Annotated in this window: 16 protein-coding genes; 8 read left to right on the plus strand and 8 right to left on the minus strand. The window is 60.1% G+C overall.

The window, feature by feature from the left end:
* The 8 genes from E2L05_RS00005 to E2L05_RS00040 form a co-directional block, all read left to right on the plus strand.
* A partial coding sequence (locus tag E2L05_RS00005) for a protein adenylyltransferase SelO family protein (protein WP_208016198.1) occupies positions 1–937 on the plus strand: 937 nt, incomplete at its 5' end.
* 72 nt (positions 938–1,009) lie between these two features.
* A complete protein-coding gene (locus E2L05_RS00010) occupies positions 1,010–1,420 on the plus strand; it encodes a Fur family transcriptional regulator (RefSeq protein ID WP_133340845.1) in 411 nt (136 codons plus the stop codon).
* A gap of 103 nt (positions 1,421–1,523) precedes the next feature.
* Positions 1,524–2,105 carry an FMN-dependent NADH-azoreductase gene (locus E2L05_RS00015; RefSeq protein WP_133340846.1) on the plus strand — a complete coding sequence of 194 codons (582 nt, stop codon included), beginning with the start codon at positions 1,524–1,526 and terminating at the stop codon, positions 2,103–2,105.
* Between the two features lie 95 nt (positions 2,106–2,200).
* Entirely contained in the window at positions 2,201–3,100 is a 900-nt protein-coding gene (locus E2L05_RS00020; protein WP_133340847.1) for a DMT family transporter, read from the plus strand.
* 44 nt (positions 3,101–3,144) lie between these two features.
* A complete protein-coding gene (eno, locus tag E2L05_RS00025) occupies positions 3,145–4,422 on the plus strand; it encodes a phosphopyruvate hydratase (protein WP_133340848.1) in 1,278 nt (425 codons plus the stop codon).
* Between the two features lie 230 nt (positions 4,423–4,652).
* Entirely contained in the window at positions 4,653–5,624 is a 972-nt protein-coding gene (gene ppk2 / locus E2L05_RS00030) for a polyphosphate kinase 2 (RefSeq protein WP_133340849.1), read from the plus strand.
* A 95-nt stretch (positions 5,625–5,719) separates the two neighbouring features.
* Positions 5,720–6,256, plus strand: a complete 537-nt coding sequence (locus E2L05_RS00035) for an alkylphosphonate utilization protein (protein WP_133340850.1) — start codon at positions 5,720–5,722, stop codon at positions 6,254–6,256.
* Between the two features lie 49 nt (positions 6,257–6,305).
* Positions 6,306–6,731 (plus strand): cupin domain-containing protein, encoded by a 426-nt coding sequence (locus E2L05_RS00040; protein WP_133340851.1) that lies wholly within the window; start codon positions 6,306–6,308, stop codon positions 6,729–6,731.
* Positions 6,732–6,799: 68 nt separating this feature from the next.
* On the opposite strand, the gene pgi is transcribed toward E2L05_RS00040, so the two are convergent.
* The 8 genes from pgi to E2L05_RS00080 form a co-directional block, all read right to left on the minus strand.
* The gene (gene pgi / locus E2L05_RS00045) at positions 6,800–8,404 is read right to left on the minus strand and encodes a glucose-6-phosphate isomerase (RefSeq protein ID WP_133340852.1); all 1,605 of its coding nucleotides are present in this window, start codon (positions 8,402–8,404) and stop codon (positions 6,800–6,802) included.
* A 31-nt stretch (positions 8,405–8,435) separates the two neighbouring features.
* Positions 8,436–9,110 carry a 6-phosphogluconolactonase gene (pgl, locus tag E2L05_RS00050; protein ID WP_133340853.1) on the minus strand — a complete coding sequence of 225 codons (675 nt, stop codon included), beginning with the start codon at positions 9,108–9,110 and terminating at the stop codon, positions 8,436–8,438.
* Positions 9,107–10,558: a glucose-6-phosphate dehydrogenase gene (zwf, locus tag E2L05_RS00055; RefSeq protein WP_133340854.1), complete on the minus strand. Its 1,452-nt coding sequence runs from the start codon at positions 10,556–10,558 to the stop codon at positions 9,107–9,109. Before zwf ends, pgl begins: the two co-directional genes overlap by 4 nt.
* Before the next feature lie 169 nt (positions 10,559–10,727).
* Positions 10,728–11,312 carry an HNH endonuclease gene (locus E2L05_RS00060; protein ID WP_133340855.1) on the minus strand — a complete coding sequence of 195 codons (585 nt, stop codon included), beginning with the start codon at positions 11,310–11,312 and terminating at the stop codon, positions 10,728–10,730.
* Positions 11,313–11,469: 157 nt separating this feature from the next.
* Complete coding sequence (locus E2L05_RS00065; RefSeq protein ID WP_133340856.1) at positions 11,470–12,144, minus strand: alpha/beta hydrolase; 675 nt, start codon at positions 12,142–12,144, stop codon at positions 11,470–11,472.
* A complete protein-coding gene (locus tag E2L05_RS00070) occupies positions 12,141–12,770 on the minus strand; it encodes a DNA-3-methyladenine glycosylase family protein (RefSeq protein ID WP_133340857.1) in 630 nt (209 codons plus the stop codon). The genes E2L05_RS00065 and E2L05_RS00070 overlap by 4 nt, the downstream gene beginning before the upstream one ends.
* A complete protein-coding gene (locus tag E2L05_RS00075) occupies positions 12,749–13,501 on the minus strand; it encodes a cobalt-precorrin-6A reductase (protein ID WP_133340997.1) in 753 nt (250 codons plus the stop codon). The genes E2L05_RS00070 and E2L05_RS00075 overlap by 22 nt, the downstream gene beginning before the upstream one ends.
* A gap of 2 nt (positions 13,502–13,503) precedes the next feature.
* Positions 13,504–14,556 (minus strand): cobalt-precorrin-5B (C(1))-methyltransferase, encoded by a 1,053-nt coding sequence (locus E2L05_RS00080; protein WP_133340998.1) that lies wholly within the window; start codon positions 14,554–14,556, stop codon positions 13,504–13,506.
* Between the last annotated feature and the right edge of the window lie 24 nt (positions 14,557–14,580).

The following is a 14,580-nucleotide window of genomic DNA, read 5'->3' on the forward strand; positions in this document are numbered from 1 at the left end:
CCCGATGCCGGGCGCGGTGCTGACCCGCGTCGCAAGCAGCCACCTGCGCGTTGGCACTTTCCAATACTTTGCCGCCCGCGGCGATGAAGAGGCAATTCGCCTGCTGACAGACCACGCTATCGCGCGCCATTATCCCGATGCAGACGGGGCGCTTGGCCTTCTGACCGCGGTGATCGACGCGCAGGCGGGGCTCATCGCCCGCTGGCTGGGCGTTGGGTTCATCCACGGCGTCATGAACACCGACAATTGCGCAATCTCGGGCGAAACCATCGACTATGGCCCCTGCGCCTTCATGGACAGGTTCGAAGCGGGCAAGGTGTTTTCCTCCATCGACCGGTTCGGGCGCTATGCCTATGACCAGCAGCCCGACATCGCGGTGTGGAACATTGCGCAATTTGCAACCTGCCTGCTGCCCCTGATAGATACCGACCCAGACACGGCTGTCGCAAAGGCAACCCAAGCCGTGCACCGCTTCCCGGATCTTTTCGCAGAAAAATGGCTCAGCGTCTTCCGCGCGAAACTGGGCCTGCGGGATATCGGCACGCCCGAAGAAGACGGCGCGCTGATCAATGCCCTGCTGGCTGCCATGCAGGCGGGCGGCGCGGATTTCACCAATACCTTCGCAGGGCTGGCACAGGGCACCGCAACAACCGCCTTCAGAACCCCTGCCACCTTCGATCCGATTGCTGCCAAGCTGAACGAACGGCATGCCGCGCAAGGCGGCGCAGATACCGACGCCATGGCCCGCGCAAACCCAACCCTGATCCCGCGCAACCACCAGATCGAAGCGATGATTGCCGCCGCACTGGACGGCGATTTCGCGCCCTTCCAACGCCTGAACGACGCGCTGGCCCATCCGTTCGATCCAGCCCCTGATGACCTGACCGCCCCCCCGAAACCCGCGCAAGAAGTGCAGGCAACGTTCTGCGGAACCTGACTGCGCGGTTTTTTTGCTAGAGCCGGGCGCCGTCATCCCGTAAAACCATGAGACCACAAAACGGAACGGCTGATGCCCCGCACGATCATTGCCCGCTGTGAACAAAAGGGCCTTCGCATGACGGAACAGCGCCGCACGATTGCCGGCGTTTTGGACCGTGCCCGCGACCACCCACATGTGGAAGAATTGCATGCCCGCGCGTCGGCGGCCGATCCACGCATCTCGCTTGCAACCGTCTATCGGACCGTCAAACTGCTCGAAGAGTCTGGAATTCTTGAAAAAGTTGACTTCGGTGATGGCCGGGCGCGGTACGAATCCGCCGAGCGCGAGCATCACGATCATCTGATAGATCTGGACACCGGCAAGGTGATTGAGTTCGTCGACCCCGAAATCGAAGAGCTTCAAGAACGGATCGCCAGCAAACTCGGATACAGACTGATGGGCCACCGGATGGAACTCTACGGGGTTCCCAAAAAGGATTAACCTCAACTCCGCATAAATGCACAAATGCAGTGCGTGAGCGGCCATTTCATATATTTCTGCACAGTGTACACCTGTGTCAAACACCTTGATCGGAGTATGACACATGACCCTTACACACACCCCATCGGCCCCGACCCGCATTTTGCACATCGACGCCTCTGCCCGTACAATCGGGTCCGCAACGCGCACCCTCAGCGCGAATGTCGTCAGTCGCATTTCCGATGGCCCTGCCACCGTCACCCGCCGTGATCTGGGCACGCCGCTGCCCTTCATCGACGAAACATGGGTGGGCGCAACCTTCACCCCACCTGCAGACCGAACCACCGCTCAGCGCGAAAAACTGGCTCTGTCCGACAGCCTAGTTGACGAGCTGGAACGCGCCGACACGATTGTCATCGGCACCCCGATCTACAACTTCGGCGTGCCTGCCGCCCTCAAGGCCTGGGTCGATCAGGTGGCGCGGGTCGGACGCACGTTCAACTACACCGCCGAAGGGCCAAAGGGCCTGTTGACCGGCAAGCGCGCGGTGATCGCCGTCGCCTCTGGTGGAACAGAAATCGGCTCTGACCTCGACTTCGCGACCGGGTATCTGCGCCACGTTCTGGGGTTTCTCGGGATTGACGATGTGACCGTGGTCACTGGCGACACCGTCGATGCAGAATTGCCCGTCAAACACGCCGCCTGATCGTAATCCAAGGGCGCCGACATTTCGGTCGCGCCCCACTGGCGCCACCTCGGAAAAGCCGCTACGCCGAAACCACACTCCACAAGGTAATCGGCATGGAAAACATTAACGGCATCCTCTTCATGGTGGCCGCCATGGGTGGCTTCGCGCTTGAGGACATGTTCATAAAACTTGTGTCGGCGAACCTGCCCACAAGCCAGATCCTGCTTGTTCTTGGCATTGGTGGAACCGCAATATTCGGCCTTTGGGCCGTGCTTCGCGGCGATAGCCTGTTCGCCCCGGCGATGTTCACGCGCACCATGATGCTGCGCAACCTTGGCGAAATGATCGGTACAGTCTGCTTCGTGACAGCGATTACGCTGACGCCACTGGCCAGCGCCTCGGCTATTTTGCAAGCGACCCCACTTGCCGTCACCCTTGGGGCCGCGGTGTTTCTCGGCGCGCCTGTGGGCTGGCTCCGCTGGACAGCGATTCTTGTGGGCTTCGTTGGTGTGCTGATGGTCGTGCGTCCCGGACTGGCGGGGTTTCAGCCCGCATCCCTCTTTGCCGTCGGCTCTGTGATCGCCTTGGCCACAAGGGATCTGTGCACACGCGTGGCACCGACCGGCATCTCGTCGATCGTTCTGTCGGCATACGGGTTCGGCATGATGCCCATTGCCGGGCTACTTCTGCTTCCCTTCGGGGACGGGCCGCAACTACCCACACTCGGTCAAAGTGGGTATCTGCTTGGCGCGCTTATTGCTGGAATGCTTGGCTATTATGCCCTGACCTCAGCTGTCCGCATGGGCGACGTGGCCGTGGTCACACCCTTTCGCTATTCCCGCCTGATTTTCGCGATTGGAATCGGTATCGCCGTCTTCGGCGAAATGCCCGACCACTGGACGTTGATCGGCGCTTCCATCATCATCAGCTCGGGGCTTTATACGCTCTTGCGCGAACAACGCCTTCGCCGCAGTGCCGCGCGCCCCCTAGCCACGTCGATGCCGCCGCGTTAAACAGTGGCAGAACGACCATCGTTAGCGCCAACAAGGACGTATTCATGAGCACTATCATCGACATTATCGGCCGCGAAATTCTCGACAGCCGTGGCAACCCCACCGTCGAAGTCGACGTGATCCTCGAAGACGGCACCCTGGGCCGGGCTGCTGTGCCGTCTGGCGCATCAACCGGTGCCCACGAAGCCGTCGAAAAACGGGACGGCGACAAAAGCCGCTACATGGGCAAAGGCGTTCTTGACGCCGTGGCCGCTGTAAATGGCGAGCTGGCCGAAAGCCTCGTCGGCATGGACGTGACCGAACAGGCCTCCATCGACGCACTGATGATCGAACTCGACGGCACACCCAACAAAGCACGCCTTGGCGCAAATGCCATTCTCGGCGTCTCACTGGCCGCTGCGCACGCCGCCGCTGACGTGACCAGCCAACCACTGTATCGCTATGTGGGCGGCACCTCGGCGCGCATCCTGCCCGTTCCGATGATGAACATCATCAACGGCGGCGAGCATGCCGACAACCCGATCGACATTCAGGAATTCATGATCATGCCGGTCAGCGCGAACAACATCGCCGACGCCGTGCGCATGGGCTCCGAAGTGTTCCACACCCTGAAAAAAGAACTCTCTGCGGCGGGCTTGTCCACTGGCATCGGCGACGAAGGCGGCTTTGCACCCAACATCTCGTCCACCCGCGACGCACTTGATTTCATCCTGAAATCCATCGAAAAGGCGGGCTACAAGCCGGGCGACGACATCTATCTCGCCATGGATTGCGCGGCGACCGAATACTACAAGAACGGCAAATACGAGATGAAGGGCGAAGGCGCTTCGCTCAGCTCCGATGAAAACGTCGCCTACCTTGCCAAACTCTGTGACGACTATCCGATCATCTCGATCGAAGACGGTATGTCCGAAGATGACTGGGACGGCTGGAAAGCCCTCACCGACGCGCTTGGCGACAAGGTGCAGCTTGTGGGCGACGATCTGTTCGTGACCAACCCTGTGCGTCTGGCCGATGGCATCGCACGCGGTTGCGCAAACTCCATGCTGGTCAAGGTAAACCAGATCGGCACCTTGTCCGAAACGCTCAAGGCCGTCGATATGGCCCACCGCGCACGCTATACCAACGTGATGAGCCACCGCTCCGGCGAAACCGAAGACGCCACCATCGCCGACCTCGCCGTGGCCACCAATTGCGGCCAGATCAAAACCGGCTCGTTGGCGCGGTCCGACAGACTGGCCAAATACAACCAACTGATCCGCATCGAAGAAATGCTGGGCGAAACCGCCGAATACGCGGGCCGTTCGATCCTCAAAGGCTAATGTAATACCCCTTTGAAATGCACATAAGGGCGGGCTTCAGGCTCGCCCTTTTTCTTTGTGCGATATCGGGGTCAAAAGACTGTCCAGCCGGAACAGTGACCCTGACAGTGTCACCTGCTCGCTTCTGGTCGGCCTAATCTCGCCCAACAGCCCGAAACACGCCAATACGTTGATCCGGATCAAGGCTCAAAATCAGAAATGCGGTTACGCAAGCGCAAAAGGAGTTGCGCATGAAAGCTGATCAAACGGTTACGACCGACCTGAGCCAAACACCTGAACCCGTCGCAAACAACGACACGGCAGCCCCAACACCTGCCGCTGAAAAAGCGCCCTCGGCAAATCCGACACCCGAACAGGTGCGCTTGGCCTTCGAAGGGGGGCGCTACCCCTATCGCACCCGTATGGGGCGCCGCGATTACGAAAAGACCAAGGCGCAGCTTCAGGCCGAGTTGCTCAAGGTTCAGCTTTGGGCACAGGAAACCGGCGAAAAGTTCGTGCTGCTCTTTGAAGGCCGCGATGCTGCGGGTAAGGGCGGCACGATCAAGCGCTTTACAGAACACCTCAATCCGCGCCTTGCCCGCGTTGTCGCGCTGAACAAACCCACCGACGAAGAACGCGGCCAGTGGTATTTCCAGCGCTACATCAAACACCTGCCCACCAATGGTGAAATGGTGTTCTATGACCGGTCTTGGTACAATCGCGCGGGCGTCGAACGGGTGATGAGCTTTTGCGACCCCAACGATTACCTCGAATTCATGCGCGAAACCCCTGAACTCGAACGCATGTTGGTGCGCTCTGGTATCCGGCTCTACAAATACTGGTTCTCGGTGACGCAAAAAGAACAGCATGCACGCTTTGCCAGCCGCGAAACCGACCCGCTCAAGCAATGGAAGCTGTCGCCAATAGACAAGGCCAGCCTCGAGAAATGGGACGATTACACAGAAGCCAAAGAAGCGATGTTCTTCTACACCGACACCGCCGATGCCCCGTGGACCGTCATCAAATCCAACGACAAGAAACGCGCCCGCCTGAACTGCATGCGGCATTTTCTGGCCTCGCTGGACTACCCGGACAAAGACGAAGAATTGGTCGGCGCACCAGATCCGCTGATCGTCGGGCAAGCCGGGCATGTGATCAACCGCTCAAGCCATATCCTTGGCACCGCGCTGCACCCGGCGACGCGCCAAAAGGCTACGGACTGATCACCAGGAACGCTCTGCGACGGCACTCCCCCTTGCTTTGCCGTCGCAGGGCAGTCTAGGTCACCGAACCCCATTGAACCCGACAAAGGCGCGAGATGACCTCTCTTTCCCCGACTTGCGATCTGTGCGGCGCGGCAGACGACCTTGCGCCCCTGCCCGTCACTCCCCGTGACACTTTGGTAACGCTCTGCCCGGTTTGCACGACCGGCGCAGCCGGTGACATTCAGGACAAGCCGCACTGGCGTTGTCTTGGGGATGCAATCTGGTCAGAACGCTCCGAAGTTCAGGTTGTCGCGTGGCGTCTTCTGACGGCGCTTGACGACACGATCTGGGCACGGGACATCTTGGAAACCGTCTATCTCGCCCCCGAAACCGAAGCGTGGGCGCAAGACGGGCTGTCTTTCGACGCGCCTGACGTGACCCACAAAGACAGCAACGGCGTGGTGCTTGCGCAAGGCGATACGGTGACCCTGATCAAGGATCTCAACGTCAAAGGCGCCGGCTTCACCGCAAAGCGCGGCACAGCCGTGCGCGGCATCTCGTTGGTGCCCGACAACGCCGCCCAGATCGAAGGCCGCGTGAACGGGCAGCACATCGTGATCTTGTGTGAATTCGTCAAGAAATCAGCCTAGCCTCGCCTCGGGTCATTGCACAGGGGGCCAGACCGGGTACCCTGCCCCCATGACAGCAGATGACATCATCACCGCGCTCGATCTCGCACCACACCCTGAAGGCGGGTATTACCGGCAAACTTGGGTAGCAGACGCTGCGCCGGGTGAACGGCCCGCAGGTACCGCGATCTACTTTTTGCTGAGGGGCGGTTTTCCCAGCCACTGGCACAAAGTGGACGCGACCGAGATCTGGCATTTCCACGCGGGTGCGCCCCTGCTTTTGCGGACCGCAGCGGGCGATGCTGGCCCTGCTCAGACCCTGACGCTCGGCCCGGATCTTCTCGCAGGGCACCAGCCGCAAGGCATCGTGCCCACCGGCCATTGGCAGGCCGCAGAAACCACCGGCGATTGGACTCTCGTGGGCTGCACAGTGTCGCCGGGGTTTCAATTCGAAGGCTTCACACTGGCCCCGCCATGCTTCGACATTCCCGGCTGAGCAGCGGCACCGCACCGACATGTTACCGATGCGATACCGACGTAATACCGACGCGGCGTGCGCTGCCTTTAGTTTCCGGTAAGGTACGCCACAAGCTGTGCTGTGGACCCATCCTTGCCATCGGTGCTTTGTGTGCCGTCCAGCACCGGCCCCAGCGCCGTCGCGAGCTCTTTGCCCAGCTCCACACCCCATTGATCGAACGAGTTGATCCCAAGGATCACCCCTTCGACAAACACGCGGTGTTCGTACAAGGCTATGATACTCCCGAAGATTTCCGGCGTCAGTTGAGGATAGACCAGCGTGGTGGACACACGATTCCCGGGGAACACCCGGTGCCGCGCCTGACGTTCCAACTCGTCACCCGTCAAGCCCTTCGCGGCCATGATATCCCGCGCCTCGTCCAGTGACCGGCCCCGCAGCAACGCTTCAGATTGCGCCAGACAGTTCGCCACCAACAAGCGGTGCTGATGCGCCAGATCCGGCTCAAACCCTTGCTTTGCAACCATGAATTCACATGGAACAACCCCAGTTCCCTGATGGATCAACTGATAAAAGGCGTGCTGACCATTGGTCCCCGGCTCGCCCCAGACGATGGGTCCAGAAACGCGCGGAAGGTCGCTACCATCCATCGCCACGCGCTTGCCGTTGCTTTCCATTTCCAACTGCTGCAGATAGGCCGGAAGGCGGGCAAGGCGTTGATCGTACGGCAAAACCGCACGGCTGGGATAACCGCAAATCTGATGGTGCCAAATCCCGACCAAGGCCAGAAGAACCGGCAGGTTTTCGGATAAGGGCGCCGTGCGGAAATGGGTATCCATGGCCGCGCCGCCCTTGAGAAACGCCCGGAAATTGTCACCACCAACAGCCAGCATCAAGACCAGCCCGATCGGCCCCCACATGGAATAGCGTCCGCCGACCCAGTCTTCGAAACCAAAGACACGCTCTGGGGCAATGCCAAACGCCGCAGTCTTTTCCGCCGCGGTAGACACGGCAGCGAACTGCGCAGCCGGGTCAGAAACCCGTTCCGCCATCCAGCGGCGCGCCGTTTCGGCGTTGGTCATCGTCTCAATGGTCGTGAAGGTCTTGGAGGCGACAATCACGAGAGTCGTTTCAGGATCAAGACCCTGTAAAACTTCGGCAATCTGTGCGCCATCCACGTTGGACACGAAATGCGTGCGCGGCCCGTCATGCCACGGGCGCAGCGCAAGCGCCGCCATCGCCGGACCCAAATCCGACCCGCCGATACCTATATTCACGACATCGGTAATTGCACCGCCCTGGCCTTTGAACTGACCTGAGCGCACCTCCTCGCAAAAACGTTCCATCCGGTCCAGTGTCGCGCGGACCTCGGGCATCACGTCTTGGCCATCGACAACAACCGATGCATCGACGTTGCGCAAGGCCGTGTGAAGCACGGCACGCCCTTCGGTTTCGTTGATCGCTTCACCAGCGAACATCGCATCCCGGCGCGCGGGAACGTCAGCCGCTTCTGCCAGACCCCACAACAGGCCCATCGCCGTAGTGTCGAGGTTGGTCTTGGAATAGTCGAACAACATGTCGCCGAAACGTATGGAAAACTCAGCCGGGCGCGACGGGTCGTCGAACAATGCCAATATAGAACGGCCTTCGACGGTGGCTTGGTAACGGGCCAATTCGCCCCAGAAATCGGTCATGGCAGTGTTCTCCGGCAAGGTCTGCGCCACTTTATTCGGCCCAGTGGACCGTGGCGGTCTTCAAAATAAGCGATATCGGGGCGACGAGCGGGTCATCAAGGCTTTCGGCGCGTTCTACCGCAGCACGCTTCGCGGCGCCAGTAATCACCACATGTGTGCTCATCGCACCACTCAGTACCGGGCCTGTAAGCGTGACACGTGGTTCCGGTTGCCCCGGCGCAGTCACGGCCATTACCGGCGGCGCGTCGGATGCAACGGCGCTGGCCAGTTGTTCCGACCCGGGAAACAGCGAAGCCGTGTGCATGTCCGCCCCCATACCAAGCACCAAGACCGACAGCGGGAGCATAGGCGTCAGCTTGGCACTCACGGCTTGCAAACCCTCGTCAGGCTCCAGTCCGTCGGTGTAGAAGGGCAAGAATTGGGCCGTGGCGGCGTGGCCTGTCAAAAGGCGTGCACGCACCAACCGTGCGTTGGATCGTTCCGATGTTTCAGGCACCCATCTTTCATCGCCAAGCAGAACGGTCACACGGTCCCAATCCAACCGCACAGCGCTAAGCGTATCAAAGAGCGGGCCGGGGGTCGTACCACCGGGGACCGCGAAGCTAACCTTGTCGTTGGACATCAAGGCGTTGTTCAGGTCGCTGGCCAACGTGTCGGCCAGATCCATCATCATCATATCGCGATCGGGGTATTCGACCAAATTCATGTGCGTATGTCCCGCCATCTGCGTCCGTCCCGGTGCAACAGTTCAAGCGATGCCTCCGGCCCTGATGTGCCACTGTCGTATTTGGCCGGGCGAACTTTTGCCTCTTCCCAATTCGCAATGATCGGGTCTGTCCAAGCCCATGCGGCTTCGACTTCGTCGCCTCGCATGAACAGGGTCTGGTTACCACGGATCACATCCATGATCAGCCGTTCGTAAGCGTCTGGCACTTCTTCGGCATCCGGGCCAAGTGCCTCGGCAAAGGTCATATCAAGCGGCACATCAACCAAGCGCATACCGCCCGGCCCCGGTTCTTTGATCGTCACGCGCAGGTCCATTCCCTCGTCAGGCTGAAGGCGGATAGCAAGTTCATTGGCCCGCCCTCCTGCATCTTTGCCAAAGATCGAATGCGGCGGTTCACGAAACCGCACAACGATCTCAGACACCCGCGAGCGCAACTTCTTTCCTGTCCGAAGATAAAAGGGCGTTCCTTGCCAGCGCCAGTTGGCCACTTGGACTTTCATCGCCACAAAGCTTTCCGTAGTGCTGCGCGGATCCTCGGCATGATCCACATAATTTTCGCCTTCGGCCCCTTCGTACTGGCCGCGAACAACTTCGTTCGGCGCTACGGGTTCCAGAGCGCGGATTACCTTAAGTTTTTCATCGCGAACCGCGTCCGGTTCGAAACGGGCCGGAGGCTCCATCGCGATCAGGCACAACAACTGCATGAGATGGTTCTGCACCATATCCCGCATGGCGCCTGATTTGTCGTAATAACTTCCGCGCCCGCCAACCCCGACGGTCTCGGCCACGGTGATCTGAACATGATCGATGAACTGCGAATTCCACAGGGGTTCGAACAGGATGTTGCCAAACCTGACCGCCATGAGGTTCTGCACGGTCTCTTTGCCAAGGTAGTGGTCGATCCGGTAAATCTGACCCTCGTCAAAAAAAGTAGCTAAAGTCCGGTTCAACGAGCGCGCTGTTTCAAGGTCGCGGCCAAAGGGCTTTTCCACCACGATGCGGCTTTGATCGTCGGACAGGCCGCGGGTTTTCAGTCGCTCGGCAATATCGCCGAACAAGAACGGGGCAACAGAGAAATAGAACGCGCGCACGACACCATCACGCAACTTTTCGCGCAATGCGTCCCATCCGTCATCGCCCTGCGCATCCACTTGCGCGTAGTCGATATGCTCCAGAAAGCCATCAATAACGTCGTCGCCTTGTTCCGCCTTATCGCTGAATTCCTTCAGCGCATCACGGATCATAGACCGATACTCCGTCACATCCATATCGGACCGGGCTGCCCCGATTACCTGCGCAGCCTCAGGCATTTGCCCAGCCGCAAATCGCCGGAACAGACCGGGCAAAATCTTGCGGCGCGCCAAATCGCCAGTGCCCCCAAAAATCACAAGATCGAACGTATCGACCGGGATTACGCGAGAAACCATATGAACACCTTCGCATCGAGGCTTGCGCGATCATGGCCGTCCCGGCCGCTGTGATAGCGCAAACAGTTTCCGATAGCCCTGTCCTTAGCAGAGTTTTTCGAACCGACAAGTAGTCACACTGCACATTGGTAACAGCGCAACACTGTACCAAAGGTGTCAGATTACCCGTTCAGCCGTCAAGTTCCGCATCCCAATAGAGAAAATCAAGCCAAGTATGGTGCAGATAGTTCGGCGGGAACTTGCGCCCATGGTTTCGCAACTCTTCGGCATACGGTTGGCGGGGCGGCTTGCGCAGAGTGAAACCCACCTGCTTTAGCGATCTGGACCCTTTGGCAAGGTTGCAGCGCCCGCACGCGGCAACAACATTTTCCCAGCTCGTCACACCGCCGCGAGCACGCGGGATCACGTGGTCAAAGGTCAAATCACCCGTCGCGCCGCAATACTGGCATGAAAACCCATCCCTCAAAAAAAGATTAAAGCGCGTGAAGGCCACGCGCTTTTGGGGTTTTACAAATTCTCTGAGCACAACGACCGAGGGGATGCGGATCTCGGTCGTGGGGCTTCGAACAACCTTGTCGTATTCGGCAATGATATCGACCCTGTCGAGAAACGCCGCCTTGATCGCATCCTGCCAAGGCCAAAGCGACAATGGGTAATAAGAGAGGGGCCTGTAATCCGCATTCAGAACAAGTGCGGGGTGGTGCTTCAGGCTGTTTGGTTCCCTGACAAAATTGGTTCGAAACTCAGCATTCATCGGTGATCACGTCCCTGCCCTGCTTGCCCATTCGGACCAGGGGCGGGACGACCCGCCCCAACGGTGACTTTGACTATATATGGCGTTGACCTTCTGACAAGCCCCACACACTAGATGTCAAAATCACCTACAGCGGCGATGTAACGCCCGCATGACGTTATTGACTGGCTTCAAGTCCCAGACGATCGCGCATGAAGGCCAGCGCAACGCTCAGCCCATCGGGCGCAATCCCATGAGCCGTGCCCTTCATTACATGGGCAAAAACCTCAAATCCCGCAGCAGTCAGCGCATTTGCTGCATCAGGAAGGGATTGCGGCGGCACCACATCATCCTGATCGCCGTGCAAAAGAAGCACAGGCGGACGGCTGCGAACTTCGTCCTCAAGCAATTCCGGCTCAAGCAATCTGCCCGAAAAACCGGCAATTCCTGCGATCGGAGCATCCCGTCGCGGCGCGACGTGAAGCGACATCATCGTTCCTTGCGAGAATCCGATCAGGAAAAGACGATCCGGTGTGATGCCTTCGTCTTCCAAAACTCCGTCAAGGAATGCGTTCAGATCGGCCGCTGCAGACACCAGGCCGTTTGCCGCTTCTTCTTCTGATGAGCCGTCAATCCAGGGAATCGGAAACCACTGGAACCCCATCGGGTTCGCCGTGCTGCGTTCAGGTGCATTTGGCGCGATGAACACCGTGTCCGGCATGTGCGGCGCTAAAGGTTCCGCCAACCCCAAAAGGTCGTTTCCGTCAGCCCCATAGCCGTGCAAGAACACGACGACGGATTTGGTTATGCCACTATCTGGAGCGCGTCGCCCCGATTCGAGTGCGCGTGTCATCGAATGCCCTCTCGCTGTTTGTCCCAAGCGTAGTAGGCCCAGAGCAGCCGCGCCGCAACCGCACGCCAGGGCGACCAAGCTTTTGCCATGTCGCGCAAGGCTTTTTCGCGCGGTCGTTCGGATAACCCGAAGATGAGCCGCGCTGCTTCCTGCAAGGCAAGATCACCTGGCGCAAAGACATCGGCCCGGCCAAGCGAGAACATCGCATAGATTTCGGCGGTCCATGTGCCGATGCCCGGAACAGCGACGAGCGTGCCCACCACATCGGGGCTTGGCGCATCAATCAACGCGTCGAAGTCGATGCCCGCATCCGCCAAAGCACGGGCGTATCGCATCTTTTGCCGCGACAGGCCGCAGGCGCGCAGGGCCTCGTCTTCCATCGCTGCAATGGCATCGGGCGTGGTTGCACCCGCCGCCTCCATCCGGGCCCAGATCGCGTTGGCCGATGCGACCGATACCTGCTGGCTGACAATAGCTGACAGAAGCGCGGCAAAGCCGCCATCGGTCCGACGCAAGGGCAGCGGCCCAACAAGGTCCATCGCGGTCGCAAACCGCGGCTCGATCCGGCACAGATAAGCCGCACCTTCGGCCACACAGGCAGGCGTCAGGATGATGCGTTCGTCCATGCGTGCTCCTTAATGCGGGCCAGCGCGGCCTCCACGGTGGTGACGCTTTCAGCATCAGGTGGCGACGGACGGGTGATCATGGCCACGGGCATTCCCAGTGCGCGGGCCGCGTCCAGTTTTGACCGACTCGCTGCACCGCCCGCGTTTTTGACCACCAACCAATCCACGTTCAGTCGAGAGAATAGCGCGATTTCGTCTTCAACCGAAAACGGCGGACGCCCCACAAGATACTCACCGCCGGGAAAGGGAAACGCGTCGTCGGGCGGGTCGATCTGGCGGCAAATCAAGCGGCGGCCAGTCAGATTTTCAAAACCGCCCAAAGTTTGCCTTCCGGTCGCCAGAAAGACGCAGGACCCTGGTGCGATGTGTTGCGCGGCGTCTTCTTCACGGCGGATCATGGTCCACGCATCGCCCGGCCCCGCCACCCACTCCGGTCGCAGAACTTGCAGGTATGCAATGCCCTGCTCTGCGCAAACCCGCGCACTGCGGGCGCTGATGCGGTGGGCAAATGGATGGGTCGCATCAACAACCAGCCCGATACGTTCGGCATGTAGAACCTGTGCAAAGCCCTCTGCTGTGCCAAAGCCCCCGATCCGGGTCGGGATCGGCAAAGGCGCGGGTGCTCGCACAGCACCGGCCAGTGACGCCATGCCCGACACGCCGGGCATCTCCGACAGGCCCTTGGCAATGGCCCGCCCTTCCGCCGTGCCCGCGAGCAGCAGGACCTTCAATGTCATCCCGCGCGCCCCAGCACCGTGCCTGCACGATCAATGACAACAGTATCCACAGTTACCGGAGCCGCCCCAAGGATCTGCTGCGCCTGTTCGCGGGCCGCCTCAGCCACAAGCACAGCAAGGCCTGGGCCCGCTATCTGCACCGCCTCAAGCGCCGTGTTTGCGCCGGAAACATCGGGCAAACCGGCTTGCCGCGCCATGACCCCAAGCCGGGCAAAATCCACCGTCGACCGGCGCGAATGCAGATCCCGCGCGCCCTGTGCCAGTTTCGTCATTTTTCCTATCCCGCCACCGACCGTCAGCCGCGCCACGGGGTGCGCAGCAAGGTACTTCAGCAGACCACCCGCGAAATCACCCATGTCCAGCATCGCGTGATCTGGAAGGGCGAACATCTCTTGCACCACTTTTTCACTGGTCGCACCAGTGCATCCCGCCACATGTGGCAGGCCGCCCGCCACGGCGACATCAATGCCGCGGTGAATCGAGGCGATCCATGCAGCGCACGAAAACGGCCGGACAACACCTGTTGTGCCAAGAATCGACAGACCGCCTTCGATGCCAAGCCGAGGATTCCATGTCTTGGCGGCCAAAGTCTCTCCGCCGGGCACGCTGATCGTGATTTCGACATTGCCCAGCCTGCCGTGCCGTTCCGCAAGGCCCGCGACCACTTCGGACATCATCTGGCGGGGCACGGGGTTGATGGCGGGTTCCCCCACATTGATCGGAAGACCGGCACGGGTTACCGTGCCCACGCCCGGCCCTGCCCGAAATGTCACGCCTTGCCCGGCGTCGCGGACCGAGGCGCGGATCATAGCACCATGGGTCACATCCGGATCGTCGCCCGCGTCTTTTTCGACACTGCACGCCGCCCATCCCGGCCCCACATCGCAGTTTTCAATAGCAAAAACAGGGGTTTCGCCGCGCGGCAAGGTCAGTTGCACCTGCGCGGGAAAGGCTCCGCCCCATAGCCGTTCAAGCGCCCCCCACGTGGCGGCGGTCGCGCAGGCACCTGTGGTCCAGCCACGGCGCAACTTTGGAGGATCGGCATTCATTCGCAAAGTATGACGCCGGGTGCG

Source organism: Meridianimarinicoccus aquatilis, from assembly GCF_004358675.1.
Lineage (GTDB): Bacteria > Pseudomonadota > Alphaproteobacteria > Rhodobacterales > Rhodobacteraceae > Meridianimarinicoccus > Meridianimarinicoccus aquatilis.

What these genes read in the sequence shown, in the direction of transcription:
- E2L05_RS00010 (WP_133340845.1), top strand. Translation starts at nt 1,010, where the DNA reads ATGCCCCGCACGATCATTGCCCGCTGTGAACAAAAGGGCCTTCGCATG.
- E2L05_RS00015 (WP_133340846.1), top strand. Translation starts at nt 1,524, where the DNA reads ATGACCCTTACACACACCCCATCGGCCCCGACCCGCATTTTGCACATC.
- E2L05_RS00020 (WP_133340847.1), top strand. Translation starts at nt 2,201, where the DNA reads ATGGAAAACATTAACGGCATCCTCTTCATGGTGGCCGCCATGGGTGGC.
- eno (WP_133340848.1), top strand. Translation starts at nt 3,145, where the DNA reads ATGAGCACTATCATCGACATTATCGGCCGCGAAATTCTCGACAGCCGT.
- ppk2 (WP_133340849.1), top strand. Translation starts at nt 4,653, where the DNA reads ATGAAAGCTGATCAAACGGTTACGACCGACCTGAGCCAAACACCTGAA.
- E2L05_RS00035 (WP_133340850.1), top strand. Translation starts at nt 5,720, where the DNA reads ATGACCTCTCTTTCCCCGACTTGCGATCTGTGCGGCGCGGCAGACGAC.
- E2L05_RS00040 (WP_133340851.1), top strand. Translation starts at nt 6,306, where the DNA reads ATGACAGCAGATGACATCATCACCGCGCTCGATCTCGCACCACACCCT.
- pgi (WP_133340852.1), bottom strand. Translation starts at nt 8,404, where the DNA reads ATGACCGATTTCTGGGGCGAATTGGCCCGTTACCAAGCCACCGTCGAA.
- pgl (WP_133340853.1), bottom strand. Translation starts at nt 9,110, where the DNA reads ATGAATTTGGTCGAATACCCCGATCGCGATATGATGATGATGGATCTG.
- zwf (WP_133340854.1), bottom strand. Translation starts at nt 10,558, where the DNA reads ATGGTTTCTCGCGTAATCCCGGTCGATACGTTCGATCTTGTGATTTTT.
- E2L05_RS00060 (WP_133340855.1), bottom strand. Translation starts at nt 11,312, where the DNA reads ATGAATGCTGAGTTTCGAACCAATTTTGTCAGGGAACCAAACAGCCTG.
- E2L05_RS00065 (WP_133340856.1), bottom strand. Translation starts at nt 12,144, where the DNA reads ATGACACGCGCACTCGAATCGGGGCGACGCGCTCCAGATAGTGGCATA.
- E2L05_RS00070 (WP_133340857.1), bottom strand. Translation starts at nt 12,770, where the DNA reads ATGGACGAACGCATCATCCTGACGCCTGCCTGTGTGGCCGAAGGTGCG.
- E2L05_RS00080 (WP_133340998.1), bottom strand. Translation starts at nt 14,556, where the DNA reads ATGAATGCCGATCCTCCAAAGTTGCGCCGTGGCTGGACCACAGGTGCC.